The following is a 24,650-nucleotide window of genomic DNA, read 5'->3' on the forward strand; positions in this document are numbered from 1 at the left end:
TGCAAACCAACTTTTTTACGTTCCACGCGACGTGAATCACGGGTCAGCAATCCGCGTGCACGCAACTTGCTGCGGTAAGAATCTGGATTAGCTTCTGCGTCTTCCGCCAGATCACACTCATCGTAAGCCACTAACGCACGGGCTATACCAAGACGAATGGCACCAGCCTGACCAGAAATACCACCGCCTGTGACAGTGATATACAAATCAAAATTGTCTAATTGATCAACCGTCTCAAGAGGTTGACGAACGACCATGCAGGAGGTTTCACGGCCGAAATATTCTTCCAGCTTGCGGTTGTTAACCTTGATTTCACCCTTGCCCTGGCGCAAAAACACACGAGCCGTTGAACTTTTTCTACGACCAGTGCCATAGTATTGCTGCATTTCAGCCATAATACTTATTCCTCAATCTCTAGTTGCTTAGGTTGTTGTGCAGCATGGGGATGCTCATTACCTGCATAAACCTTTAATTTTCGATACATTTCTCTACCTAAAGGATTCTTAGGCAGCATGCCCTTCACAGCCAGTTCGATAATACGCTCGGGTTTGCGAGCCTGCATTTTATCGAAAGATTCTGACTTAATACCGCCGGGGAAACCGGTGTGATGGTAATACATCTTGTTTTTGAATTTTCGGCCTGTGACTGTCACCTTTTCAGCATTGGTTACCACGATATAATCGCCGGTATCAACATGTGGGGTATACTCAGCCTTATGCTTGCCTCTCAAACGACGAGCAATTTCAGTAGCCAGGCGACCTAATGTTTTATCACTAGCATCGACGACGTACCAGTCACGTTTGACTTCGTGAGACTTGGCGCTAAATGTCTTCATTAATTAACTCCGTACCGCCTTCATTGGTAATCTTTCAATCTTGGACGGGCGATTTTAACCAAAACTGCAATAACCTACAAGTCAATTACAAATAAAACTTGTAATTATTGGTTATCAATAATAAAAGTTCTTGTTTAACTCCGGTACACCATCGCTGCAGCCGCTCCTGCTGGAGCAGCTGGATTTGAATACAAGTTGGAAGAAAACAATACTTATAAACCCTCGCAGGATACTGAAATATGAAATTTTTTTCAAGCCCTGTTTTTTTATTCGTGCACATCAGGTGCCTGAATCACCTGGCAATTCCTTTATCCCTGAATTAACAGGCGCTCCACCGTGCCATTTTTAAGCAAATGGGTGTCAATGATTTCATCGATATCTTCAAACGAAGAATAGCTATACCACACACCTTCGGGGTAAATCACGACACAGGGCCCCAGGCTGCAACGGCCGAGACAACCGGATTTGCTGACGCGAATCTTACCGGGACCATGCACTTCGAGTTCCAGCAGTTTTTCTTTCAGATAAGTAAAATAGGCTTCTCCACCCTGGTTAGCACAGCAGGTTTTACCTGCCGGCTTCTGATTGGTGCACAGGAAGACATGTCTGGTGTAGTGATTCAAAAGTTATTTGCCCCGTTCTTCAATTTTGGTTTTTAGTTTTAACCCGGGTTTAAAGGTCACTACCCGTCGGGCAACCACCGGAATTTCCTCCCCGGTCTTGGGGTTTCTGCCCGGGCGTTGTGGTTTGTCGCGCAGAGTAAAATTGCCAAAACCAGAGAGTTTCACGTGCCTGCCGTTCTCCAGGGCATGGCGAATGGTTTCAAAAAACTGTTCCACCATGATTTTGGCATCCGGTTTGGCCAGCCCCAATTCATTGCATAACGTTTCTGCGATCATTGCTTTACTTAGAGCGTTCACGATTACTCCCTCAATGTTATAGCAAATTCCTCATCCAGTTTTTTGATTATAGCACTGATTATCTCATTGATCTCATGATCAATCAGAGTGCGCTTATCATCCTGAAGCGTCAGGGCTATAGCAATGCTCTTCTTGCCCGCAGGAATCGAACCGCCGGTGTAGACGTCAAAAACATCAAATGATTTAAGCCAACCATTGGCAACCGTGCGCTGAATAAGGGATTCAATGTCGGACACCGCGACTTTGTCATCCACCAGCAAAGACAAATCGCGGCGAATTTGCGGAAATTTCGAAATGGTCTGATAGCGCACTGGCTCGACCTGACCAAGGGATTGCAATGTCAGTTCAAACAAAATGACTTCGTCAGTGACATCCAGGGCCTGCGCCAGACGAGGATGGAGCACACCGCACCAGCCGATGGGTTGCCCATGGCATAGGATACGGGTAGATTTACCGGGGTGAAGGGCGTCGTGCTCCGCCTTCTGGAAGGCAATACCCTGTAGATGCAATGCAGCAAACAAGGCCTCCAAATCCCCCTTGGCATCATAAAAATCAAAAGGACGGGTCGGCTCAAGCCAGCTAAGGGCACCGCATTGACCGGTTAACAAACCGGCAAAACAGGCCTGTTCGGTCAATTGGCCATTTGTTACTTCAAAAATAACGCCGTTTTCAAACAATTTCAGCGTCGGCTGTTGACGATGCATGTTATATACCATCGACGCAATAAGCCCCGGCCACATGCCTGTGCGCATCTGCGACAACTCCGAGGAAATGGGATTGAGCAGGGTCATGGTCTCTTTTTCAGGGTAAAGAGCCGCCTGCAATTCCGGGTCAACAAAGCTGTAGCTGATGGTTTCGTGATAACCGCGCGCCATAAAGAACTGCGACAACTGGCGGGCTAGGGTTTCCAGCGGATTGATCACCCCGGCCTGAACGGTAGTAATCATTTTATCGCCTGGAATTCGATCATACCCATATAACCGCACGATCTCTTCAATCAGGTCGACATCCAGCCGCATATCAAAACGATGGGAAGGCGGCATGACCTTCCACACCGCGCCCTGGCTATCAACCTGCATGCCCAATCCTGTCAACATCTTCAACATGTCTTCTGGCGTTACATCAATCCCGGTCAATTGTTTGACTTTGCCAGGCTTCAATGCGATGGCGTTGTTTTGCGGCAAGTGCTCTGCATGACTGATACGCGATACTGGACCGGGCTTGCCGCCGGCAATAGCCAGTAACAATTCGGTGGCTCTCTCAATGGCTTCGCCTTGTAAAGCGGGATCAACCCCGCGTTCAAACCGCTGCGAGGAATCGGTGCTTAAGCCGTAGCGCCGAGCGACACCGGCTATCGTGACAGGATTGAAAAAGGCGCTCTCCAGGAAAATATCCACTGTTGTATCCGTCACACCGCTGTGTGAACCGCCCATTACCCCGGCAATAGCAAGCGGTTGACTGGCATTGGCAATGACCAGTTCATTGCCTGTCAACTTTGCCTGCTGACCATCGAGTAACTCAAGCATTTCGCCTGGATGGCTCTTACGCACCCGAATGCCGTTCACGACCTGCTTTAAATCAAATGCATGCATGGGTTGCCCCAATTCCAGCATCACATAATTGGTGATATCGACCACCGGATGAATGGCACGGATACCTGAACGGCGAAGTCTCTCACGCATCCACAAGGGAGTCTTTGCCTGCGGGTTAATCCCACGGATAACCCGGCCGTAATATTGCGGACAGCCTTCTTTGTCATGCAATTCGAGGCTAATTTCTTCATCAATAGCCGGCGGACAATGAGCTGATGCCGGCCTTTTAAACGGTAATTGGCTGATGGCCGCCACTTCACGGGCTATCCCTAAAACACTTAAGCAATCGGCACGATTAGGCGTTAAGTCAATATCCAAAACCTGATCATTGAGCATCAGATAATCACGTAAATCCTGGCCCACAGGAGCATCTTCATCCAGCTCAATGATGCCTTCCGACGTATCCGCCAACCCTAACTCGGAAGCCGAACACAGCATTCCCTGTGACAGTTCACCGCGCAGGGTTGATTCCTTGATGGTTAATCCTCCCGGAAGAGTCGCACCCACTTGCGCCAAAGCCACCTTCAAACCGGCACAGACGTTGGACGCGCCGCAAACCACTTTAAGCGGTTTGCCGCTGCCCGTTTCTACTTCACACAAAGTCAGTTTATCGGCCTGAGGATGGGGCATGGTCTGCTTGACCTGCGCCACAATGACCTTGTCAAACGCACCGGCAACCGGATTGACCGCATCGACTTCCAAACCGGCCATTGTTAAAAGCGCTGCTAATTCCTGGGCATTTTTTGCAGGATTCACCCATTCACGTAACCATATTTCACTAACTTTCATCGTCAATACCTGTCCACTGTTTGGAGACTTTTAATACGCTGCCTCAGCTCGGCAACCATTAGAATTGCTTTAAAAATGTTAAATCGTTTTCAAACATCATTCGCAAATCGTCGATACCAAAATACAACATGGCCAACCGATCTATGCCCATTCCAAAAGCCCAGCCCTGATAGTCGTCAGGTGAGATATTCACCGCAGCCAGGACATTAGGATGCACCATACCGCAGCCTAAAACCTCAAGCCACCCGGTGAATTTGCAGGAGCGGCAACCGGCGCCGGAACATTGCGTGCACTCGATATCCACTTCCGCTGACGGTTCGGTAAAAGGAAAATAGGATGGTCTGAAGCGTAACGCCAATTCACGACCAAAAAAGGCGGCGAAGAAATCATGCAGCAAGCCGCGAAGACCGGTTAAGGTCGCCTCTTTATCCACCAGCAAGCCTTCGACCTGATGAAACATCGGCGTGTGCGTTAAATCAGAATCGCAGCGGTAAACACGTCCGGGCGCAATGAGACGCAGCGGCGGTTTACGGCCTTCCATGGTGCGAATCTGTACGGGTGATGTATGCGTACGCAACAAATGGCCATCGCCAAAATAAAAGGTGTCATGCATGGCGCGTGCGGGATGATGTCCGGGAATATTCAATGCCTCGAAATTATAAAATTCGGTTTCTATTTCCGGGCCGCTGACAATATCAAAGCCTAAACGGCTGAAATAATCATTGATGAATTGCTTAACCTGGGTCACCGGATGCTGGGAGCCATACTTAGGCTGTCGACCCGTCAAGGTAATATCAATGCGTTCTGACTCGAGTTTTTTTTGAAGCAGGTCTTCTTTCAATGCCAGCATTTTTTCTTCAATGAGCGTGCTGATGGCTTGTTTGGCCTGATTAACCAATTGGCCTACGCGCGGTTTTTCTTCGGGCGGCAAAGCGGCTAATCCTTTCAAAAGTTCTGTCAGACGGCCTTTTTTCCCCAAATAGTCAACACGTATCCCTTCCAGCGCGTTGATATCCTGTGCCTGACGAATTGCTTCCGACGCGTGTTGTTGCAATTTGATAATATCTTGCATGATTTTGCCTACATGTAAAAAAGGAGGCCAAAGCCTCCTCGTTATTCAACAAACACTCTGTTTATTTTGCAAGGGCGGCTTTCGCTTGCTCAGCAACAGCTGCAAATGCAGGTTTATCATAGACAGCCATATCGGCCAGGATTTTGCGATCCAGTTCGATTGCAGCTTTTTTCAAGCCATTGATCAATTGGCTGTAAGAAATACCGCACTCACGCGCCTGAGCATTGATACGGGTAATCCACAGGGCACGGAATTGACGCTTTTTCTGACGTCTATCGCGGTATGCGTATTGACCGGCTTTAATAACCGCTTGCTTGGCTACGCGATAAGTCCTGCTCCGGGCACCATAATACCCTTTGGCTTGATCTAATATTTTCTTGTGACGGGCTTTCGCAGTCACACCACGTTTAACTCTTGGCATTTTCTATCCTCCCCTTAACTACCATGCAACATACGAGCCGCCAACTTTGCATCACAATCTTTCAAACGACCGGACGCAACACGCAAATGGCGCTTCTGCTTGGTGGATTTTTTAGTGAGGATATGGTTTCTGTAAGCGCCGCGACGCTTAATAGAACCACTCGCTGTCTTACGGAAGCGTTTGCTCGCTCCACGATGTGACTTTAATTTAGGCATAAAAATATACTCCGCATTTTTATCTTGCTACATACACAATGAAGTGACTACTGGACAACTGGGGCAATTACATCCCGGACGTCAGAAAACCACTCTACTTTTTCTTAGGTGACAATACCATCAATAATTGGCGTCCTTCACGTTTTGCCTGCTGTTCAACCACCCCATATTCGGCAGTATCCTGTTGCAGACGCTCCATGATTTTCATACCAATATCCTGGTGAGCCATTTCACGGCCGCGGAATCGCAGCGTGACTTTGACTTTGTCCCCATGATTTAGGAAACGTATCAGGTTGCGTAGCTTGACCTGATAATCCCCATCTTCCGTCGTGGGACGGAATTTCAGCTCTTTAACTTGAATCTGCTTCTGCTTTTTACGTGCTTCAGCCTGCTTTTTACTCAACTCAAAGAGAAACTTACCATAATCCATAATGCGGCAAACAGGCGGTTTGGCTGTGGGCGAAATTTCCACCAAATCCAAGCCACTTTCTTCTGCTGCGCGCAACGCTTCACGCGTTGAAATAATACCTGCTTGGTTGCCATCAGCATCAATTAAACGTACTTCGGGTACATTGATCTGTTCATTAACTCGTGCGCGATCATTGTCACGCTTGTTTGTTACACTAATGGTCTTATCCTCCAAACTTTGATTTACATGCGGCTTTTTGCGGCGATTTCCTGCCGCAGAATTTCGCTAATTTTATCAATACTCATCACGCCCAAATCAGTTCCCTCACGAGTGCGGACAGCAACAGAGCCGCTTTCGACTTCTTTGTCGCCTATTACCAGCAAATAGGGAACTTTTTGCAGAGTATGCTCGCGAATTTTAAAGCCTATTTTCTCATTTCTCAAGTCAAAATTTGCACGAATGCCTTGTTTTTGCAAAATTTCCGTTACTTTCGTGGCAAAATCATCCTGCTTTTCACTGATGGTTAACACAATAGCCTGCACCGGAGCCAGCCATAAGGGGAATTTCCCAGCGTAGTGCTCAATGAGAATTCCCATGAAGCGTTCAAACGAACCCAAAATGGCACGATGCAGCATAACCGGTGTTTTTTTACTGCCATCTTCAGCGACATAACTAGCTTCCAGGCGATCCGGCATGGAGAAATCCACCTGGATGGTGCCGCACTGCCAGATTCGGCCTAATGAATCGGCGAGGGAGCATTCGATTTTAGGTCCATAGAAAGCCCCTTCGCCCGGTGCGTCAACCCAGGTAATACCCCGACTGCGCATCGCTTCCTGTAAAGCACGCTCTGCTTTATCCCATACCGCGTTACTGCCGACCCGTTTTTCAGGGCGCAGCGCCAGACGGTATTTGATTTCATTAAATCCAAAATCAGCATAAACCGACTGCACCAGTTCCAGAATCATCGTCACTTCTGACTGAATCTGCTCTTCCGTACAGAAAATATGGGCATCATCCTGCACCATGTTACGTACCCGCATCAAACCATGCAGGGATCCGGATGGTTCGCAGCGGTGACAGTTACCAAACTCGGAAAAACGCAAAGGCAAATCCCGATAACTCTTTAAGCCATTATTATAAACCTGAACATGGCAGGGGCAGTTCATGGGTTTGACCGCGTAATGGCGATTTTCAGTTTCGGTAACAAACATCTCTTCACGAAAATTATCCCAGTGACCGGATTTCTCCCACAACGTTCTGTCGACCAGTTGCGGGGTTCTGATTTCCTGGTAACCAAAATGGCGCAAGCGCTCGCGCATATATTGCTCAAGCATTTGATAAATCGTCCAGCCTTTTGGATGCCAGAACACCATCCCCGGGGCAATGTCCTGAAAATGGAACAAATCAAGTGCTTTACCCAGTTTGCGATGGTCGCGTTTTTCCGCTTCTTCAATACGGTGCAGGTAACTTTCCAGTGCTTTTTTATCAGCCCAGGCTGTGCCGTATATGCGCTGCAGCATTTCATTATTGGCATCACCGCGCCAGTAAGCACCCGCAACTTTGGTTAATTTAAACGCTTTCAAGCGTCCCGTCGAAGGGACATGGGGGCCACGGCATAAATCTTCGAAATCACCTTGCTTATAAAGAGAAATGACTTCGCCAGCCGGTATATCAGCAATAATTTTTGCTTTGTACTCTTCGCCTAAACCGCGAAAGTAGGCAATGGCTTCATCTCGCGGCATTTCCCGTCGCGTCACCGGGTAATCCGCCTTGACCAACTCAGTCATTTTAGCTTCAATGCGTTCGAGATCATCCGGCGTAAACGGACGCCCAAAGGCGAAATCATAATAAAAGCCGTCTTCAATGACCGGACCTATGGTAACCTGCGCGCTGGGAAACAGACTTTTCACTGCCTGAGCCAGCAGGTGGGCGGTGGAATGGCGGATAACCTCCAAACTTTCTTCCTGCTTGTCGGTAATTAACAAGAGGTCACTGTCGTTTTCGATGATAAAACTGGTATCGACCAATTGATTGTTGACCTTGCCTGCGAGCGTGGCTTTGGCCAGCCCCGGGCTAATGCTGTTCGCCACATCAACGACAGAAACAGCCTGTTCAAAGTGCTTAATTTGACCATCAGGCAGTTTAATGTTTGGCATGTTGTTCTCCTTCCCCTACCAGGCTTTCATTTATACTGAATTTAGGGATCGATAGCAATCAGGTTTTACAACCGGCTGTTGGGCCATCTCCCATCCGGTTTTCCGTCAAACGATAGTCCAAAAAAAAACCCTGCAAAGCAGGGTTAAGATGGTAGGCACGAGTGGGATCGAACCACCGACCACCACCATGTCAAGGTGGTGCTCTACCACTGAGCTACGTGCCTATAATTCGTCACTATTTGCGAATGGCGAGGATTATATAAAAGCTATCTTCACAAAGCAAACATTATTTTCGTATCCCCTGCCTGCCGTTGCGATGTAAAACAGGTCGGGCCCAAGGCCCGACCTGGCGAGGTTAACCGCTATGGTTAAACCACTTCGTCAGAAAGTTGAGGCATTCCCTGCGTCACCCCTCTGCTGGACTCGAAACTCAAGGTTTCGCGGCAATGGTAGCAAACAACAGCCATTTGTCAACTATTGATTTCCAAAGGAAACCATTGGTTTCTATTCGTTATGATTTACAGCCAAAGCCAGGCTTTGCTACACTTCCTTTTTTATTTAACTTAAGTGAACGCATGGACAAAGTGGGTTTTGCCAAACAATTTGCCTGCCGGCTAAAGGAAGCCATGATGAGCGCCGGTTTAACCTCTTCCCGTTCAACATCGGGTGTTTGCATTCATCAGTTGGCCGAAATCACCCATTATTCCCTGCAAATTTGCCGGCGCTATCTTCGGGGTGAAGCCATTCCTGAACCAATCAAGCTGGTGGAAATGGCTGAAAAATTGAATACCTCACCCGGATGGCTGCTTTTTGGTGAGTCGAGCCACGCGCAAAATGCGCAAAAACTGACAATTGACAAGAAACTACTTCACTATATTTTCTTACAGGCAGGCGCTTTATATAATGCCGCTGAAACAGAAGACACGGCAGCGTTTCTGACTAATCTGGCCAATGATGTCAGCCTGATTAGCGCCTCAGAAGAACAATCGAAGAAAATCATCGACCTCGCCCTGTCCTCTGTAAATTACTTTAACCATTAACAGGGACGTCGCAAAAATCCTCATGACTACGCGCTGTAACCCGATCACCCCTCATCCAAACCTGCTGGATTTGCTGTTTGCAGGCAAGCAACGCAGTGCACGCGTGTTTGACGATGTGTTGGGCCTGCATAACATCGACCATCTGGCTATAGGCTTCGTGAGTCAGCAACGGCAATTGCTCATCCTGTCCTCAACACCAGCGCTGGAATTTAATCTCTTTAGTCAGAATCTATGGCTCTTTGACCGAAGTTACGCACTCGAGTGGATGAACAAAGAAGGTTTTGCCAGCTGGCAAAGTCTTTATCACCCGGCCTGTTATCATGAATTGCTTTACTATAAACAGTTAAAAACCCATTACCGGCAGGGCTATTCTCTGGCTGTTGCCATAAACGGCCAACCCCTTGTATTTTCCTACGCCAGCCAGAAAAACATCGAAGGGGAGAATCTGAACCGCGATCTCTGCAAAATGGGCCTTTACTGCACACGATTATTGTACCCGCAGATTGCGCCATTCGGGTTTTAATACAACGGATGTCCGGCAAGTCAACCGCCTTGCGGCGGCTGACGATGGTACTAATTGGTGCAGGCGTAGGAGGGATGAGTCGCAATGACCTGTTTATAAAGATTAAGCGTTAAATCCGGAATGCCATCGCCTTGTTTCGAATCGGGATTGCCTTCCCCCGCTTTGCTGTTAAGCGCTACAGCCACCGTGACGTTATTGCATTCACTCCAAACATACATCACACGGTAACCTAAGGTACTCCCTTCATAAACCCAAAAACGGTTTTTGGTGGCTTTATCAAAATAGTAGCCCACGCCCAGGCCAAAACCGCGCGGATCCTTTTGGCTGACGTTGTCTATCGGCTTGCCTGTTTCCATGGAGACAACCGATTTTAATTCCTTAAGGGCTTTTTGACGATACTCAGGGCGAAACAATTGGCCATGATACAAGTGCTGCACCCAGTGAATGACATCCGGCATGTCCGCAATGATGGCGCCGGCACCACCTGCCCAGGACAGGTTGTTATCGGTGATGTCAACCAGGGCTTTTTTATCGGTATCATAAACATAACCATGAGCCATACGAGGCATGATTTGCTCATGCACCTTTTGGCCTTCTGCACCGGCAGGGTAAAAGGTGTTTTGCAAGTGATACGGCTTGATGATTCGTTTCTGCAATTCCTCGGCGAATGAATTCCCTGTCACTGTTTCAATGATTAAGGCAGCGAGAATATAATTGGAGTTGGAATAATCAAAGCGGTTGCCTGGCGGAGGCGGCAAGGGTTTATCCGGTGAGGCAAAATTTAAAAGTTCCGTGTCCGTCCATTGTATTTTAAAATTCGACTCGTCTTCTTTTTTTCCAAACGCTTCGCTTGCGGTGTAATTAGGGATACCGCTGGTCATATTCAAGAGTTGCTCGATGGTGACGTCTTTCCAGTGAGGGTATTGCGGCAGCCATTTACCCACAGGATCCTTGATGGATAATCGCCCCTCGCCTTCAAGTTGTAAAATAATCGCCGCCACAAACGACTTGGTGATGCTGCCAATCTCAAACAGGCTGCTTGAATTGACCGGCGTATTGAAGGGTGATCTGCCGCTGACGCCTGCATAAAAGCTGTAAATAGAACCCTTGTCAGCCCCTTTCTGTTCAGGCAAAAAAACAGCGGCGGCAATACCGGTCACATCTTCCATTTTACCTTTATTGACGAGGTAATTATCGATAACTTTTTGCAACGCCTGTTTCGACAATTGTTCACTGTCATGACTAGCCAACGTGGGGATGACATACCCTGCCGCAACAGTCAACAAGGCAAGTCCAAAAATTTTATTTTTCATACGAATTCCTTATCGTGCAAGCATAATAATCTTTACTTTGCAGTATGGCATAAATTAGCAGCAGGCTCTATGTCAGGCAATTTTCGGTTTTTTTTGCGCTAATGAGCGGAGAGTGTCCAGCGACTTGGTAAGCTCGAGGGTTCTTCTCGTATCCAAACGAGTGATAGCCCCAAGATCCATGATGACCCAATCAGGATGAGGATGCGGTAGGTTTTCGACCTGATGCGACGTTGCACGCAGGTAAGCAAACTGACGACCCAACCCCTTGTTATAAAAACAGACATTATCCTTATCCGGCCCATATTTATAGAGCAAGGATTTTCTTGGCAGTTCAGCGCCATCAAAACGAGAGTAAGCAAAGATGCGATCATGTCGGCAATATTCACTGGCCACATGGACAGGCACATCATACTGGGCCATACCCACCTTTAACCAGTCTTCGTTGGGTGCATCGGGATCGGAATCCAAATAAGTACCGCCTTTGTCGATATACTTCTGCATTCTTGTTTTAAGTGGGGTGAAATCAAAATGGGTAGAGCCTTTCACCTCTATCCCGTTTTGTGTGTAGGTCAGACCATCCTTATCCATGGCTTCACAGCGCTTCAACATGTCAGCGCTTGTATCCGCGTCCATGTACTTTTCAAGCATGAGACGCATGTAAGTATCTTTGGCCCAATAGGCGTATTCATAAGCAGTAATCTGTTTGAAGGTTCGAAGCGAATAATCAGTCACTGTGCCGGAAACTAATTGCAGTTCAGGATGCTTGGCCACGATGGCTTCCGCTTTTTTCTGGTTTCCCTTGACCACATGCAATAATAATTGCTCTTCAAGCCTGGCTGTCTGGAATAAGCTATAGGGTCTTTTGTGGGTAAGAACCAAGGCACTGACATCCTTGCTGTTGTCAAGGTAAGAGCCAATGACCTTAATCGCATCATTCGGCATGGTCTGTAAATAGGGGTAATGAGTCGTTAAGTCTTTTATTTCCTGGGGTAAATTTTTAATTGATGATAAATCACTGATCAATTCCAACTGTTCATTAACAGGTAACCCAAACAAATCGCCTATTTTCTTTCTATATTTTTCTAATGCAATGGGGGTAAGTTCCGTTTTTTCAGCCATCCATTCCACAGTTTGTTTGTGAATAACCTCAAAACTCAGGGTTTGTTTTTCATTTTTGGAGAATCCCATTGCCGCCTTCCCGCCTTGTTTGAATACAATATTATCGGAATGATCATTATATAACACCCGAGTGCCTGAATGGTATAAAACTTGCCTCCATGCAAGGATTGACGTTTATCACGAGGCGAACATGAGCGAATTTAAACCCCAACATATGAATGCTGCCGCCAATGATCTTCTTGGCAACAACGGCAAAGGGCGATATCTTTTCCTCACCGGTTCTGATGAGCGGGCTCAACAAATCAGTGAACGGTTTACCGATCCGGTCATTAAGCGTCACCCCCGGCAGCATAATCTGTATTTAGGCACAATCGCAGGCCGACATGGCATGGTCGATGTAGGCGCCATATCCACCGGTATGGGGGGGCCGAGTGCCGATATCATCATTAACGAACTGATAGGACTGGGCGCCCGGCGTTTATTGCGTATCGGCACGGCCGCTTCCCTGCAATCAGAGTGGGTAAACGTCGGCGATCTGGTCATCGCCACTGGCGCTGTTCGTGACGATAAAGCCTCCTGGGATTACATTTACCGGGAATACCCGGCTGTAGCCTCGCTGGAATTTGTAGTGGCTGCCGGCAGAGCGCTTAAAAAGAACGGCTCATCCATCAAAGCCCATTTCGGACTGGTCCATTCCAAAAGTTCGCTGTTTGCAAGGGAATTTAACTTAAGCATAACCGAAGAAAACCGCCATTACATGCAAGGGATACGTCAAGCCGGTGTATTGGCCACTGAAATGGAATGCGCCCAACTGTTTACTTTATCGGCTTTATTCTCTGCACGTGCACAGCAATCAAGCCCAAAAAACCGGATTAATTCCATTTTGGCAGGTGCTATTCTTGCTATCATTGGCGATGACAGAGCATGCTTCTCAGACAACAAGGAGGAAACCGGCCGCGCCGTAACGGCTGCCATTGAACTCGGTTTGGAGTGCCTGGCTGAAATGCAAGCCATTGATGAAAACCCTGACAGCCTGTTTTAACCTTTAGACCAACTGGTTAGAAGTTTTCTCTAATCCTGGACAGTTGGTCGACGCTGTCTTTGAGCATTTCACTGAAGGAATGCAGATCATCGTCCTTGAATCCGTATTGCTCAGGGCCTGTGGTCATGCTAACCAAGGTCTTAATGGCGTCAATGGCTTTTTTAACTTCGTCAGCGAGGGTTTGCATGCGTTTTCGTTTTTCTTCGGCTTCTGGCGTGGCAGGCTCCAAAGCCATGGCGTCCATTTTGGCTTCAATTTCAACCTGAAGACCCTTTAATTTTTGATTAAGGCGCATGATATTATCGTGAGTCTCTTTATCCACATTCTGAATTTGAACAGCCGGATTATCATTCATTCTTTATCTCCATCCACACAGGGTTATGTATTTAGATTAGCGTATGCAATCTATTTTGTCAGTCTGACAATAAATGCTATCATTGTCTCTTTCACGAACAGCGCGCATCATGTTACTGCATTTTTTATTCATTCTTGGGATTTGTGTTGAGGCCATGACCGGCGCTATTGCCGCCGGACGCAAAAAAATGGACTTTTTTGGTGTTTTGGTGATTGCCTGCATTACTGCGCTGGGTGGCGGCACTGTTCGAGACATGTTGTTTAATACTCATCCTATCACCTGGGTTGCTCATCCCGAATACCTGCTCTATACCTGTCTTTTTGCTTTCCTGACCATTTTTATTGCCAGTTCCTTAGCCCGCATCATGAAAGTCTTTTTAATTCTTGATGCCTTGGGTCTTTCAACCTTTGTGATTATTGGCACTCAAAAGGCATTGGTCAATGGGTTGGCTCCAAGCATTGCCGTCATCAGCGGGATGTTGACCGGTATTTGCGGCGGCATGTTACGCGACATCCTGTGCAATGACATTCCCCTGGTGCTTCGCAAGGAACTCTATGCCGTCATCGCCCTGGCGGGTGCCGTACTGTACATCACCCTTGAGCATTTCCAATTCAGCAATCACCTGACCATACTCATCACCATGACTGCCATTTTTGCGACACGATTATTGGCCATCTTCTTTCACATTGAAATGCCAAAATTTGATTACTCGGCCAGTTTACGCAAACGGCATCGGCAATAAACAGGCTGGCTGTTTATTGCCGTCAACTCATTAGACCTCGCGGACTTCACGGATGACCACGTCTTCAAGCGGCACATCGCCATGCCCCATGCGCTGGCCTGTTTTGACTTTGACAATCGCATCAACCACGTCCATGCCCTCGACCACTTCGCCGAATACACAGTAACCATACCCTTGTGGGTGCTCACCGGTAAAATTCAAGAATGCATTATCGACCACATTGATGAAAAATTGCGAGGTAGCGGAATGCGGATCCATGGTTCTGGCCATAGCAATCGTACCGCGCTTGTTTGGTTTGGCGCTCTTTGCTTCATTTTTAATCGGTGCATTGCCTTTTTTCTGCTCCATGTCCGCGGTTAATCCACCCCCTTGAATCATGAATTTGTCAATCACACGATGAAACAGGGTATCGTTATAAAATCCGCTGCGGACGTAGTCTAGAAAATTCTCGGCAGTGACCGGGGTATTTTCTTTATCCAGTTCGACATGGATATCGCCCATTGACGTTGAAATAATGACCATTGTTACTCCTCTTCAGTTAAACGTGACGCTCGTCATTGGACGACGATAAAATCAAGTCGCGCATTTTAGCACAAACATCGTGCATGACATGAATATTATGAATACTCGCCAGGGCAGTAAATAAGACGGCTTTCTGCTTGAACAGATGGTGCAGAAAAGCCCGTGAATAATGCCGGCAGGTGTAGCATTGGCAATCTGGCATGATCGGGTTGTCGTCATGAGCATACTGTGCTTTTTTAATCTGGATCCGTTGATTTTCGTGAGGGCTGTCAAATTTAAGCCAATGCCCTTCTTTAATGACTTCGCCGCAATACAACGCGCCATGGCGAGCATTGCGGGTAGGCGCCACACAATCAAACATGTCGATACCCTCTTTGACGACATCGAGCAAATCCTGGGGCGACATACCCACACCCATGGTATACCGCGGCTTATTTTCCGGGAGAAACGCATGGACCCAGCGGACTATCTCCACCGTTTTTTCCATATCAAACCCCACCGTCTCCCCGCCAATGGCTACGCCATCGGTATTGACAGCGCTAACAAACGCAGCACTTTCGCGGCGTAAATCCTCGTAAATGCCGCCCTGGATAATGCCGAACAAAGCCTGGGAATACCCATAGCGCGAAGCGGGATGCTGCTGATGGTAGGCAATGGATTGTTTCAGCCAGCGGTGGGTGCGCGTCATGATCTGCTCGGCTTCTTCAAAACTTAAGGCATCAGGCGTGCATTGATCAAAGGCCATGATGATATCGGCACCGATGATTTTCTGGGTTTCAAGCGACATTTCCGGGGTCATGTGGATGATGCGATCGCCCATGGGCAGTTTAAAATGCGCCCCCTCCTCATCAATGGTACAGATTTCTTTGTTTCGTGAAAGACTAAACACCTGAAAACCGCCGCTATCCGTCAACATCGGTCCATGCCAATTCATAAACGGGTGCATGCCGCCTGCTTTTTCAATCACATCCATGCCCGGTGCACACAGCATGTGGTAGGTATTGCCGCCCAATATGATTTGGCTGCCTGCCTCAATTAATTCCTCAGGCATCATATTATTCACACCAGCACGGGTTCCTACCGGCATAAATACCGGGGTGATCAATTCGCCATGGGCCGTTTTAACGCGGGTTACCCGGGCTTTATTGTGGGGATAGGCGCGCAGGACTTCGCAATGAAATGAACTCATGATGTGTTAATGCCTGTTAAAAACGACCATGATAGCCAACTGCACGGCATTTGACCAGAAACTCTAGCGTTTGCTCAACAACATCCAGTTGATTACTCCGGCAATGGCCATGGCAAGAAAATAAAGCGCCGCCCAGGCCGGCATGGATAATCCCAACCAGGACCAGGTGATTTCCGCGCAATCCCCAGCGCCCCAAAACAGAGCATGTACCACATCCTGCCAGGGAAAATACCGCATTAGAACATCAAGGCCAGGCAAACAGGCGGGGGTTTGTTCCGGCGGCAGCGATTGCAGCCAAATCTGACGGGCTGCAAAATAAAAACCCGCAATCGCAAAGGTAATAATCAATCCAGCAATGTATTTTCCCCCGCGACTCATCCCCCAAAACCAGGACATCATGGTGAAAGCCAGTAACGCCATCACACTAAAACGCTGCATCAGACAAAGGGGACAGGGCGTTAAGTCCTTGACAAGTTGAAAATAAAAGGATGCCGCCAAAACAAACAGGGTCACAAATACCAGCACCAGTTGCCAAAAACGGTAAAGCGAATGGTTCATGATTGAGGCAACATGTATTGAATCGCGTTTTTAATATCCTCATCACTGCAATCCACACAGGTTCCTTTCGGCGGCATGGCATTCATGCCCTTGATGGCAGAGGCCGTCAGACCATTGATGTCTTTTCGAGCGGCAAGCCGCGCTTTCCATTCGGCTTCGACACGAAATTTAGGCGCGCCAGCCACCCCGTCTCGATGGCAGACACTGCAATACTGATCATATACCGCCTGACCCGGCTCTTTTTTTTCGACTGCGGCGGTCTGCACAGGCTGCGTGGATGGCGTTTGTGCCTGATCGTCTTTCTGGACGCGTACACTCCCGACCGGTTTAATGCGGTTAATGATCTGTTGTTTGTCGAAATCGTCCAAAGCATAACCGCCTGAAGATAAGGCTGTGAGCAGAATTAAAAAGCCAAAACGCATAGGCGTGTCCTTTTAAAATAGAATAATCAACATGATACCGGCAAGCCGGGCGCATTTCCAGCATCAAGATGCCCGGTCAGGCCGATATTAAAGCAGTAATAATTCTTCAGCATCCACCTCTTCGAGATGGCGATGGTATGAAAGAATTCTGTCTTCCTTGACCTCAAATAATGCCGGGCCCTGAACATAGGCATAATAATAGGTATCCTCTCCCTTGAGCGGATGGGCCGCTACGAGATTATTTTCCCAATTCGAATTTAAACTGTTGGCTTGCCACAGGCAGGGAATTTTATCGCCATTCAATAATTGCTCAAGCACCGGGCCATCCACACCGTTGTCGCGGGCCAAATCATAATGCAGACGTAAATCCGACTGGTTTTTTACAATCAGGAAACTCACACGGGCATCGTCATCCAGCAGAAGGAAACTGCCTGAATTATCCGCCAGGTAATATTCAACAATGCCTTTTTCTTCACGTAATTGCTTAAAAAATTCAGCGAATTGTTTATCGTATAGACAACTTGGCGACGTCACTGACAGCATGCGCACGATCATATCCGACATGGCCTGAAAATATTGCCATTGCAATTCATAAATGCTCCTGGTGATCAACTCAGCGGCAAGTGGATCACTTTTCTGTATGTACCGATGAATTAAACCTTGATTAAACGCCTCGATCGCTACTTTTTCATCCGCCTTGCCTGTCAGCAGTATTTTTTTGATATTGGTGTCGGCGATGCGGCGGCAGAACTCAATGCCATCCATGCCAGGCATGGCGTAATCCACGACCACGACTGAAATTTCCGCGAAACGGCGTGGATTATAAATTTCAGCATGAATCGCTGCCAAGTTCAGGTTGATGGTTTGATTGGTCAGCGGGCAATTTTTAGTCTCGGTGTATTCGCTTAGGCAACGCTGACTGAGCATTTCTGATTCGCCACGTTTTCTGTGAATGCAATCCAGTGCATCAAACGGTGAATCGAACATGCGGTAAGCCAATCCCTCATCCAACTGCAGGACAAAATTCAGCAAAAAATCGCGGCTGTCATCGATAAACAAGGCAGTACTTGGAAAATAACAGGTGGGAATTGAATAATGTTGCATAGCTCCTCCTGAGCAAGCGTTCCAATAACAATACCAGTTATAAGCGCTGACAAAATGGTATTTACTGCGGAACAGGCGATATCCATGTCACCTGAATGATCAGGCCTTACAACGTGTTTATAAAAATAACATAGGCTAATCTTTTTGCCAAATAAATATCAGTTGTACTTGGGGAATGTCAATAGGAATTGAGTATAGACCCCTTCTGCCGATTCGCAGTGGATATCTCCGCCAAAACGCTGCATCACTAACTTGCAAAAAGCCAGACCGAGGCCAGTCCCCATAAACGTAGTCGTATAAAAAGGATTAAACAAACGCGCCAATTGCTGTTCAGACATGCCTTTTGCAGAATCCCTGAAATAAAGGAAATTGCATTTTTCGCCTTCTTCCGCCCAGATAACCACGTCTCCTTTTTGCACGGTCGCTATGGCATACAATGCATTTTTAATGAGATTAAACAGCACATGCTGCATTAATAATCTCGAACCGTAAAAGTTAAAATCGCCATGCCAGCTGATGAGTTGGCGTTCTTCACGGCTTTTGAACGGATAACGCTCCAGCGCCTGCACCAGGCAATCTGCGATGGAACAAGCCTCGAGCGTACAATTTTGCAGGGAATTTTCACGCCCGGCTTTGACCAGGAGCATATCGATAATGGTATTGGCATAATCAATCTCACTGACGATGCGCTCATGGATGCCGGCTAACTGTTGGAGACGATTGGCGCGGATAGCATGGTTAAGCAGGCCTTTTTCACTGGCTAAATGATACGCCTGAAAAAGTTGCGGTGAGTAGCGCGCCATCGCCACGGCTCCGCTTTTAATGCCAAGAAGGGGCGTTCGCAATTCATGCGCGATCATACCGGCAGCCGCAGCCATTCCGTCCAAACGCTGCTGTTGCAGCATGGCCGTTTTATAGTTCACCGTCGAACCGACAATAATAACAAAGCTGACCACCAGCAGCATCTCGACGTGTTCCTCGCCAAAATAAACCACCGGGGCGGTCAGATAATGGCAAAGCAGCGCCAACCCCCAACCCAGCACCAGAAGAATAATCATCGTGGGGACATCAACAAGCAATACCAGAAGGAATACGCTGCATAAAAGCGACATGGCTGAAATCACGCTGGCGTGGCTCATTAAAAAAAAATAGGAATAAAAGAAAGGCAAGGCATAGAGGATGGTGATGAACCAGTACCAGGGCAGATAAGGCTTTAACCGCAAAGGCCAATAGGGTGTTAAGGCCAGGCCTAATCCCAATAAACTTGCAATAAGCCTTAAACCCAGATTTTCATAGGGTTGGGGAAACCAGTCTGTCCAAATCCAGTAAAACAGAGGGAAACCCGCAAAGGCAAGAATTCCAACGGCAACGAGCTGATGCGCGGCATGCGACAGACTGCGCTGCATTGAATGATCAAGATAGGTCACGGCCTTTTTGAAATTGCCCATTGCATCCCTTCAGACTGACTGTTACAGCAAGAATTGACTACCGCCCGTTCAATGTCAAGCTTGGGCAGCCACGCGATCAATGCCTGCATTGCAAGTAAAAATTTGCATAAACGGCGTGGCACAATGGCACCTTGGCTATTATACTAATGACAAGTTATAAAGCCATGTTTCTTATAGGAACAATTATCGTTCATCACTCAACGCGATAATGGATATTCAACTCATTCAACAAGGACTTGCCCATGACAAAACACCGTGATGACGCTCCTCACCCTGTGCCGTCCGAAGCCTCGCCTGAGCGTCCTAAAGCAAAAGGCGAGTCACGTCGGTTACACTGGCCGCTGCTGCCTTTTGCTGCGCTGGGAGCCGCAGCCCTGTCACTTGGTTTAGCCTGGTATGCCCTTTCAGAATCGCGCCAAATCAATGAGGAGAAACAGCGTCTTGAAGCGACGCTTGAAAGCATCAGCCAGGAGCAGCAAAGCCATGAGCAAAAGCTGACTGAATTACAGGCGCAGGTTAAATCCACGCAAAGCAGACTGCAAGCACGCATGACCGAGCTGAATAAACACATTGACACCGCCATGGCGCAGCGGCTCTACCAAAAGCAGGATTGGGTCTTGCTGAAGGCACGCTATTACCTTGAATTGGCACAAATCAATGCGCATTGGACAGACAATCAGGAAACGACAACAGCCCTTTTACAACAGGCAGATGATCTCCTAAAAACCTTGTCTGACCAACGGCTCTATGAGGTCCGCCAGGCCATTGCCAAAGAAATTGCCGACGTGAAAGCCTCCCCCACGCTCGATATTGCTGGATTGATGAGCCAGCTTGACGCGGCGCAAAGCATCGTTTCCAAGTTGCCGATTAAGCAAAGCATCAGCAGCCCTTCAGGCAATACCCTCCCTGCTGCTCAAAAAAGCACACCCTCTGCCTGGCGGGAAAGGCTTAAGGAGAGTCTCAATCTGTTGGAGAAACTGGTGGTGGTCCGCCATCAAACAGACGATATCAAACCCATACTTTCACCGTTGCATCAGGCCTTGCTTCGGGAAAGCATCCGTATGAACCTGCAGGAAGCGCAGTGGGCACTATTGCAGAATAACGCCCAGGTTTATCAACAATCACTCACCCAGGCTTTGAAAGACATTAATCGCACCTTTGAAAAAAAGGCAGCGGCCACCCAATCGCTGGTGCGGGAATTACACACGTTAAAACAAACGGCATTGAATCCTGCCCGCCCAGTCATTGGTCAATCCCTGCCGCTTTTAAATCAATTGATTGAAGACAACGCGGCCGCTTCACCGCCTGCCGCTCCACCTGCTTCAACGGAAGAGGGTAACTGATGATGATACGGCTCTTCTTCATTTTCATTGTTCTGTTAACCTCCGTCTGGCTGGGAATCCAGCTAAGCCATGACCCAGGCTATCTGCTCATTGCCATTAACCATTGGACAGTGGAAACCACCCTGTGGGTGGCGATTATCCTGGTGCTGCTCAGCTTTTTCCTGCTGCATTACCTGTTTCTTTTAGGGGCCCGTCTAAGCCGCACCCCCCGAGCCTATAAAGCCTGGCGGCATAAGCGCCGCACGCAACATGCTCAGGCCCAGACACGGCGAGGATTGATTGAATTCAGTGAAGGCTATTGGTCCGCTGCCCGCAATAACCTGATTAAAGCTCTTCCCAATGCAGAAACGCCCCTGCTTAACTACTTAACGGCTGCCCGTGCCGCGCAGGAAATGGGGGATAACCAATTGCGCGATCATTATTTGCGCGAAGCCCAGCAATCCATGCCGGACGCTAAAATTGCAGTGGAATTAACCCAGGCCCAATTGCAATTAGCCAACAAACAATGGGAACAAGCCTTAGCCACATTACGGCACCTGCAGGATTTAGCCCCCAAGCATCCCTATGTTTTAAAGCTGTTAATCCATCTTTATCAGGAAGTCAGGGACTGGCCGCAATTGATTGAGCTTCTGCCCGAGTTGAAAAAATACCATGTGGTAACGGGTGCTGACTATGACAGCTTACAGCATCAGACCTATCTGCAAGCCTTGTCTGATTTGGCCAAGGCCGATCAGAGCGAAGCCCTGACCCAGCTGATAAACCGTTTACCCAAAGCCCTGACTTATGACCCCGAACTGATGGCCGAATATTGCCGATACTTAGCCAAACACACACAGGAAACCCAGGCAGAATCCATTTTAAGGCAGACCCTGCGTAAACAATACAGTCCACTCGTGATTACTCTGTATGGCCAATTAAACGTGAGCGAATCACAACTGACCTTTGCAGAATCGCTGCTAAAAAAACACCCGGACTCCACAGAGTTATTGCTTTGCCTGGGACGATTAAGCACCCACAACCACCTGTGGGGGAAAGCGCGCACCTATTTTGAAAAAAGCATAGAACTTGAACCCACGCCAGAAGCCTACCAGGAGCTGGGTAATCTGTTGCAGGAATTGAACGATTCGGCAGGCGCCTGCCGAGCTTACCGTCAAGGCCTAACGCTGGTTATTGATCATAAAAAATAGGCTATTACCCGTTTGAAGCGGCACGCACAAGCCCATTTGGCAAGCGCGCTTTCTGCCTCAAAAGGGCTAAAGTCCACCATAATCCGCAGTAAAGCAGGGCATAGAGCAGGGAAGCATTCTCTGCTTTCGCCCAGCCAAACAAGGTCTGGGTAATCAGGAGTTTTGTACTTACCACGCTGCCATCAGCCAGTGTGAATTTAATCATCGCCTGGATTTTTAAAAACAGAACATGAAGGATATAAACTGCAAGCGCCTGTGTACCGAAAACAAGGAATGGTGTACACCACAGTCTGCGATTCCTGATGTCAATCAGCCAATAACAACCGCTGAACAGGAGTAAGGCCACACCGCCCGTCCATATCACATAGGAACTGGTCCATAATGCCTTGTTGATGGCAAAAAACTGCCCCCAGAAACCGCCAATAGCCACCAAAATCAATCCCATCATCAGAATGATGCCTGCTTTGTATTCGGGGCGTGATCCGCCAAGCAGCCAAATTCCTAATACATTTCCTATCAGGGCCGTAGCAATTGACGGGACGGTGCTCAGTAATCCTTCAGGATCGAACAGGCCAGTATACAGATGCCCCGGAGCCCATAACGCCCGATCCAGATACCCTACCCAGTTTCCTTCAAGGCTCAATGTAATCAAACCCGTATCAGGGACGGGAATAAAACCAAGAAGGAGCCAGTAGCCAATCAACAGGGCGGCAATGAGCATAATCTGGGTTCTTGCCGTACAGGTTAAATAAAACAGGGACGCGGCAAAATAGCATAAGGCGATTCGCTGCAATACACCATAAACACGAAGATTTAGCCAATCAAAATGTGGAAACGCATTTAGTAACAGACCGATGAAGAAAAGCATGGCGGTGCGTTTGGCAATTTTGGGCAGCAATTGCCTTAAGGTCAGGCCCCGGGACAATGCGTTAGACAGACTGAATACGGAAGAAGTCCCCATCACCAGAATAAAAAACGGAAAAACCAGATCCGCCAGCGTACACCCATGCCAGGGTGAATGCTCAAGCCAGGAATAAGCCGTTTGATTACCGGGGCTGTTGACGATCACCATCAAAGCTACCGTCAAGCCACGAAATGCATCGAGCGCCAGGCAGCGCGTCATAGTTTTCTGCAATTAATTAATCCCTTCTAAGTGAACCCTTAAACGCAACAATATGCCGATACGCTTCGTTAATGCGCTTTTCGCTGATTTCACCGGCTTTGACTTTCGCCTCAATCAAGTCAACCAGAGCCTTAGCCTCTTGCGGTTTAGCACTTAACTGATTACCAAAAATGACCATGTCAGCCCCGGCATTAATGGCGAGCGTCAACGCCTTCCCAAGACCATAATGATTGCTGATGGCTTTCATTTGCATATCATCCGTTACAATCACCCCATCAAATTTTAACCTGTGGCGTAAAAGGCCGGTTAATACCTTATGAGACAGGGTGGCAGGTAAACCGGAGTCGTCGAGTTGGCGGTTAACGATATGCGCAGTCATGATCATACCGCAAGACAAGGGCTTGCGCAGTAAGTGTTGGTAAGGATTTAACTCCCTGTTTGTCCAGGTTTGCGACACGTCGACAAACTCGACATGAGAGTCGGCCGTTGAACTGCCATGCCCGGGAAAATGCTTATAGGCGCATTGCAGGCCATGTGCCCGTAAATGGCTGGTAACGATTCCAGCATAATGAGCCACTACCGTGGGATCAGCAGAAAAACTGCGGTGTTTTAGGCCAATAACGGGATTGTCCGGGTTCACCTTCAGGTCAATCAGCGGGGCAAAATCCAGGTTAAAACCGTTTTTCGTTAAAGTCACGGCCATGGTTTCAGCCAGTTCATGGGCTCTGGCATCGTTTAATTGCGCAAAAGCCTCAGCCGACGGGATAGCGGGGAAGCCATATCTGGCATTCAGACGATTTACTTCACCGCCCTCATAATCGACTGAAATCAACAGGGGCAGCGGCTTGCGGTGATGTGCGCGGTTGGCCTTGATTGCGGCGATTTGCAGGGTTTGATTTAAACGCTGAACCTGGTTGGGGCTTTCAATATTTTTATCAAAGGTCGTGGTTTGCTCATTGTAGTCAAATAGAATCACCCCACCAATGTTTTCCTCAGCGACAGCCTGAAGAATAGGAGAATGCGCATCCACCGTTTTCCCTTCAAAACCCAGGATGAGCATTTGCCCAATCTTTTCACGCAAGTGGCTGTCTGAAGCCGCCGTGGTGTTGGCAAGGAGTAGACTCAGCACCGCCAATGCACTGGCTAGATATTTCATAGATACCTTATGGTTTAAAAATTTTACAAATGATATCAAAATCAACCAGGCCTGG

Annotated in this window: 27 protein-coding genes and 1 tRNA gene; 6 read left to right on the forward strand and 22 right to left on the reverse strand. The window is 48.0% G+C overall.

Going from position 1 to position 24,650, the window contains the following annotated elements; genetic code table 11:
• From rpsI to Lery_RS08155, 11 genes are all read right to left on the reverse strand, one after another.
• The coding region (gene rpsI, locus Lery_RS08105) for a 30S ribosomal protein S9 (RefSeq protein WP_156412486.1) at positions 1-395 on the reverse strand (395 nt) is incomplete at its 3' end.
• 5 nt (positions 396-400) lie between these two features.
• Complete coding sequence (gene rplM / locus Lery_RS08110; protein WP_058526745.1) at positions 401-835, reverse strand: 50S ribosomal protein L13; 435 nt, start codon at positions 833-835, stop codon at positions 401-403.
• 308 nt (positions 836-1,143) lie between these two features.
• Positions 1,144-1,458 (reverse strand): (2Fe-2S) ferredoxin domain-containing protein, encoded by a 315-nt coding sequence (locus Lery_RS08120; RefSeq protein ID WP_058526747.1) that lies wholly within the window; start codon positions 1,456-1,458, stop codon positions 1,144-1,146.
• A gap of 3 nt (positions 1,459-1,461) precedes the next feature.
• Positions 1,462-1,755: an integration host factor subunit alpha gene (locus Lery_RS08125; protein ID WP_082657159.1), complete on the reverse strand. Its 294-nt coding sequence runs from the start codon at positions 1,753-1,755 to the stop codon at positions 1,462-1,464.
• 2 nt (positions 1,756-1,757) lie between these two features.
• A complete protein-coding gene (gene pheT / locus Lery_RS08130; protein ID WP_058526749.1) occupies positions 1,758-4,136 on the reverse strand; it encodes a phenylalanine--tRNA ligase subunit beta in 2,379 nt (792 codons plus the stop codon).
• A 58-nt stretch (positions 4,137-4,194) separates the two neighbouring features.
• Positions 4,195-5,208 carry a phenylalanine--tRNA ligase subunit alpha gene (gene pheS / locus Lery_RS08135; RefSeq protein ID WP_058526750.1) on the reverse strand — a complete coding sequence of 338 codons (1,014 nt, stop codon included), beginning with the start codon at positions 5,206-5,208 and terminating at the stop codon, positions 4,195-4,197.
• Positions 5,209-5,269: 61 nt separating this feature from the next.
• The gene (rplT, locus tag Lery_RS08140; protein ID WP_058526751.1) at positions 5,270-5,629 is read right to left on the reverse strand and encodes a 50S ribosomal protein L20; all 360 of its coding nucleotides are present in this window, start codon (positions 5,627-5,629) and stop codon (positions 5,270-5,272) included.
• A gap of 14 nt (positions 5,630-5,643) precedes the next feature.
• Positions 5,644-5,844, reverse strand: coding sequence for a 50S ribosomal protein L35 (gene rpmI / locus Lery_RS15010; RefSeq protein ID WP_082651407.1), 201 nt, complete (start codon positions 5,842-5,844; stop codon positions 5,644-5,646).
• A 94-nt stretch (positions 5,845-5,938) separates the two neighbouring features.
• Positions 5,939-6,472 (reverse strand): translation initiation factor IF-3, encoded by a 534-nt coding sequence (gene infC, locus Lery_RS08145; protein WP_058526857.1) that lies wholly within the window; start codon positions 6,470-6,472, stop codon positions 5,939-5,941.
• Positions 6,473-6,495: 23 nt separating this feature from the next.
• Positions 6,496-8,409 (reverse strand): threonine--tRNA ligase, encoded by a 1,914-nt coding sequence (gene thrS, locus Lery_RS08150; protein ID WP_058526752.1) that lies wholly within the window; start codon positions 8,407-8,409, stop codon positions 6,496-6,498.
• A gap of 149 nt (positions 8,410-8,558) precedes the next feature.
• Positions 8,559-8,633 (reverse strand) — tRNA-Val (locus Lery_RS08155).
• A 351-nt stretch (positions 8,634-8,984) separates the two neighbouring features.
• Between Lery_RS08155 and Lery_RS08160 the strand changes: the two genes are divergently transcribed.
• Positions 8,985-9,449, forward strand: a complete 465-nt coding sequence (locus Lery_RS08160) for a helix-turn-helix domain-containing protein (protein ID WP_058526858.1) — start codon at positions 8,985-8,987, stop codon at positions 9,447-9,449.
• Positions 9,450-9,471: 22 nt separating this feature from the next.
• Positions 9,472-9,972 carry a hypothetical protein gene (locus Lery_RS15525; protein WP_065230267.1) on the forward strand — a complete coding sequence of 167 codons (501 nt, stop codon included), beginning with the start codon at positions 9,472-9,474 and terminating at the stop codon, positions 9,970-9,972.
• 50 nt (positions 9,973-10,022) lie between these two features.
• On the opposite strand, the gene Lery_RS08170 is transcribed toward Lery_RS15525, so the two are convergent.
• A complete protein-coding gene (locus tag Lery_RS08170; RefSeq protein ID WP_058526753.1) occupies positions 10,023-11,285 on the reverse strand; it encodes a serine hydrolase domain-containing protein in 1,263 nt (420 codons plus the stop codon).
• 72 nt (positions 11,286-11,357) lie between these two features.
• Positions 11,358-12,473: a hypothetical protein gene (locus Lery_RS08175; RefSeq protein ID WP_131751031.1), complete on the reverse strand. Its 1,116-nt coding sequence runs from the start codon at positions 12,471-12,473 to the stop codon at positions 11,358-11,360.
• A 121-nt stretch (positions 12,474-12,594) separates the two neighbouring features.
• Here Lery_RS08175 and Lery_RS08180 point away from each other — a divergent pair, with 121 nt between their 5' ends.
• Positions 12,595-13,446: a nucleoside phosphorylase gene (locus tag Lery_RS08180; RefSeq protein WP_058526755.1), complete on the forward strand. Its 852-nt coding sequence runs from the start codon at positions 12,595-12,597 to the stop codon at positions 13,444-13,446.
• A gap of 16 nt (positions 13,447-13,462) precedes the next feature.
• On the opposite strand, the gene Lery_RS08185 is transcribed toward Lery_RS08180, so the two are convergent.
• On the reverse strand, positions 13,463-13,801 hold the full coding sequence (locus Lery_RS08185) for a hypothetical protein (RefSeq protein WP_058526756.1): 339 nt from the start codon (positions 13,799-13,801) through the stop codon (positions 13,463-13,465).
• Between the two features lie 109 nt (positions 13,802-13,910).
• Here Lery_RS08185 and Lery_RS08190 point away from each other — a divergent pair, with 109 nt between their 5' ends.
• Entirely contained in the window at positions 13,911-14,543 is a 633-nt protein-coding gene (locus Lery_RS08190; protein ID WP_058526757.1) for a trimeric intracellular cation channel family protein, read from the forward strand.
• A gap of 30 nt (positions 14,544-14,573) precedes the next feature.
• Here Lery_RS08190 and Lery_RS08195 read toward each other — a convergent pair whose 3' ends face one another.
• The 6 genes from Lery_RS08195 to Lery_RS08220 all read right to left on the reverse strand — a co-directional run bounded on the left by Lery_RS08195 (position 14,574) and on the right by Lery_RS08220 (position 19,786).
• On the reverse strand, positions 14,574-15,065 hold the full coding sequence (locus tag Lery_RS08195; RefSeq protein WP_058526758.1) for a peptidylprolyl isomerase: 492 nt from the start codon (positions 15,063-15,065) through the stop codon (positions 14,574-14,576).
• A 16-nt stretch (positions 15,066-15,081) separates the two neighbouring features.
• Positions 15,082-16,254, reverse strand: a complete 1,173-nt coding sequence (gene tgt, locus Lery_RS08200; RefSeq protein WP_058526759.1) for a tRNA guanosine(34) transglycosylase Tgt — start codon at positions 16,252-16,254, stop codon at positions 15,082-15,084.
• Positions 16,255-16,317: 63 nt separating this feature from the next.
• Positions 16,318-16,812, reverse strand: a complete 495-nt coding sequence (locus tag Lery_RS08205) for a disulfide bond formation protein B (protein WP_058526760.1) — start codon at positions 16,810-16,812, stop codon at positions 16,318-16,320.
• A complete protein-coding gene (locus tag Lery_RS08210; protein ID WP_058526761.1) occupies positions 16,809-17,234 on the reverse strand; it encodes a c-type cytochrome in 426 nt (141 codons plus the stop codon). Before Lery_RS08210 ends, Lery_RS08205 begins: the two co-directional genes overlap by 4 nt.
• 87 nt (positions 17,235-17,321) lie before the next feature.
• Positions 17,322-18,338 (reverse strand): response regulator, encoded by a 1,017-nt coding sequence (locus tag Lery_RS08215; RefSeq protein ID WP_058526762.1) that lies wholly within the window; start codon positions 18,336-18,338, stop codon positions 17,322-17,324.
• A 158-nt stretch (positions 18,339-18,496) separates the two neighbouring features.
• A complete protein-coding gene (locus tag Lery_RS08220; protein ID WP_058526763.1) occupies positions 18,497-19,786 on the reverse strand; it encodes a sensor histidine kinase in 1,290 nt (429 codons plus the stop codon).
• Between the two features lie 242 nt (positions 19,787-20,028).
• Here Lery_RS08220 and Lery_RS08225 point away from each other — a divergent pair, with 242 nt between their 5' ends.
• Both Lery_RS08225 and Lery_RS08230 read left to right on the forward strand, forming a co-directional pair.
• The gene (locus tag Lery_RS08225) at positions 20,029-21,129 is read left to right on the forward strand and encodes a uroporphyrinogen-III C-methyltransferase (RefSeq protein WP_058526764.1); all 1,101 of its coding nucleotides are present in this window, start codon (positions 20,029-20,031) and stop codon (positions 21,127-21,129) included.
• Positions 21,130-21,131: 2 nt separating this feature from the next.
• Complete coding sequence (locus Lery_RS08230; RefSeq protein WP_058526859.1) at positions 21,132-22,316, forward strand: heme biosynthesis HemY N-terminal domain-containing protein; 1,185 nt, start codon at positions 21,132-21,134, stop codon at positions 22,314-22,316.
• Positions 22,317-22,320: 4 nt separating this feature from the next.
• On the opposite strand, the gene Lery_RS08235 is transcribed toward Lery_RS08230, so the two are convergent.
• Together Lery_RS08235 and Lery_RS08240 are read right to left on the reverse strand one after the other, a co-directional pair.
• A complete protein-coding gene (locus Lery_RS08235; RefSeq protein WP_131751032.1) occupies positions 22,321-23,451 on the reverse strand; it encodes an acyltransferase family protein in 1,131 nt (376 codons plus the stop codon).
• 4 nt (positions 23,452-23,455) lie between these two features.
• On the reverse strand, positions 23,456-24,595 hold the full coding sequence (locus tag Lery_RS08240) for a glycoside hydrolase family 3 protein (protein ID WP_058526766.1): 1,140 nt from the start codon (positions 24,593-24,595) through the stop codon (positions 23,456-23,458).
• Positions 24,596-24,650 lie beyond the last annotated feature (55 nt).

The organism is Legionella erythra (assembly GCF_001467615.1).
Lineage (GTDB): Bacteria > Pseudomonadota > Gammaproteobacteria > Legionellales > Legionellaceae > Legionella_C > Legionella_C erythra.

What these genes read in the sequence shown, in the direction of transcription:
- rplM (WP_058526745.1), bottom strand. Translation starts at nt 835, where the DNA reads ATGAAGACATTTAGCGCCAAGTCTCACGAAGTCAAACGTGACTGGTAC.
- pheT (WP_058526749.1), bottom strand. Translation starts at nt 4,136, where the DNA reads ATGAAAGTTAGTGAAATATGGTTACGTGAATGGGTGAATCCTGCAAAA.
- pheS (WP_058526750.1), bottom strand. Translation starts at nt 5,208, where the DNA reads ATGCAAGATATTATCAAATTGCAACAACACGCGTCGGAAGCAATTCGT.
- rplT (WP_058526751.1), bottom strand. Translation starts at nt 5,629, where the DNA reads ATGCCAAGAGTTAAACGTGGTGTGACTGCGAAAGCCCGTCACAAGAAA.
- rpmI (WP_082651407.1), bottom strand. Translation starts at nt 5,844, where the DNA reads ATGCCTAAATTAAAGTCACATCGTGGAGCGAGCAAACGCTTCCGTAAG.
- thrS (WP_058526752.1), bottom strand. Translation starts at nt 8,409, where the DNA reads ATGCCAAACATTAAACTGCCTGATGGTCAAATTAAGCACTTTGAACAG.
- Lery_RS08160 (WP_058526858.1), top strand. Translation starts at nt 8,985, where the DNA reads ATGGACAAAGTGGGTTTTGCCAAACAATTTGCCTGCCGGCTAAAGGAA.
- Lery_RS15525 (WP_065230267.1), top strand. Translation starts at nt 9,472, where the DNA reads ATGACTACGCGCTGTAACCCGATCACCCCTCATCCAAACCTGCTGGAT.
- Lery_RS08170 (WP_058526753.1), bottom strand. Translation starts at nt 11,285, where the DNA reads ATGAAAAATAAAATTTTTGGACTTGCCTTGTTGACTGTTGCGGCAGGG.
- Lery_RS08175 (WP_131751031.1), bottom strand. Translation starts at nt 12,473, where the DNA reads ATGGGATTCTCCAAAAATGAAAAACAAACCCTGAGTTTTGAGGTTATT.
- Lery_RS08180 (WP_058526755.1), top strand. Translation starts at nt 12,595, where the DNA reads ATGAGCGAATTTAAACCCCAACATATGAATGCTGCCGCCAATGATCTT.
- Lery_RS08185 (WP_058526756.1), bottom strand. Translation starts at nt 13,801, where the DNA reads ATGAATGATAATCCGGCTGTTCAAATTCAGAATGTGGATAAAGAGACT.
- Lery_RS08190 (WP_058526757.1), top strand. Translation starts at nt 13,911, where the DNA reads ATGTTACTGCATTTTTTATTCATTCTTGGGATTTGTGTTGAGGCCATG.
- Lery_RS08195 (WP_058526758.1), bottom strand. Translation starts at nt 15,065, where the DNA reads ATGGTCATTATTTCAACGTCAATGGGCGATATCCATGTCGAACTGGAT.
- tgt (WP_058526759.1), bottom strand. Translation starts at nt 16,254, where the DNA reads ATGAGTTCATTTCATTGCGAAGTCCTGCGCGCCTATCCCCACAATAAA.
- Lery_RS08205 (WP_058526760.1), bottom strand. Translation starts at nt 16,812, where the DNA reads ATGAACCATTCGCTTTACCGTTTTTGGCAACTGGTGCTGGTATTTGTG.
- Lery_RS08210 (WP_058526761.1), bottom strand. Translation starts at nt 17,234, where the DNA reads ATGCGTTTTGGCTTTTTAATTCTGCTCACAGCCTTATCTTCAGGCGGT.
- Lery_RS08215 (WP_058526762.1), bottom strand. Translation starts at nt 18,338, where the DNA reads ATGCAACATTATTCAATTCCCACCTGTTATTTTCCAAGTACTGCCTTG.
- Lery_RS08220 (WP_058526763.1), bottom strand. Translation starts at nt 19,786, where the DNA reads ATGGGCAATTTCAAAAAGGCCGTGACCTATCTTGATCATTCAATGCAG.
- Lery_RS08225 (WP_058526764.1), top strand. Translation starts at nt 20,029, where the DNA reads ATGACAAAACACCGTGATGACGCTCCTCACCCTGTGCCGTCCGAAGCC.
- Lery_RS08230 (WP_058526859.1), top strand. Translation starts at nt 21,132, where the DNA reads ATGATACGGCTCTTCTTCATTTTCATTGTTCTGTTAACCTCCGTCTGG.
- Lery_RS08240 (WP_058526766.1), bottom strand. Translation starts at nt 24,595, where the DNA reads ATGAAATATCTAGCCAGTGCATTGGCGGTGCTGAGTCTACTCCTTGCC.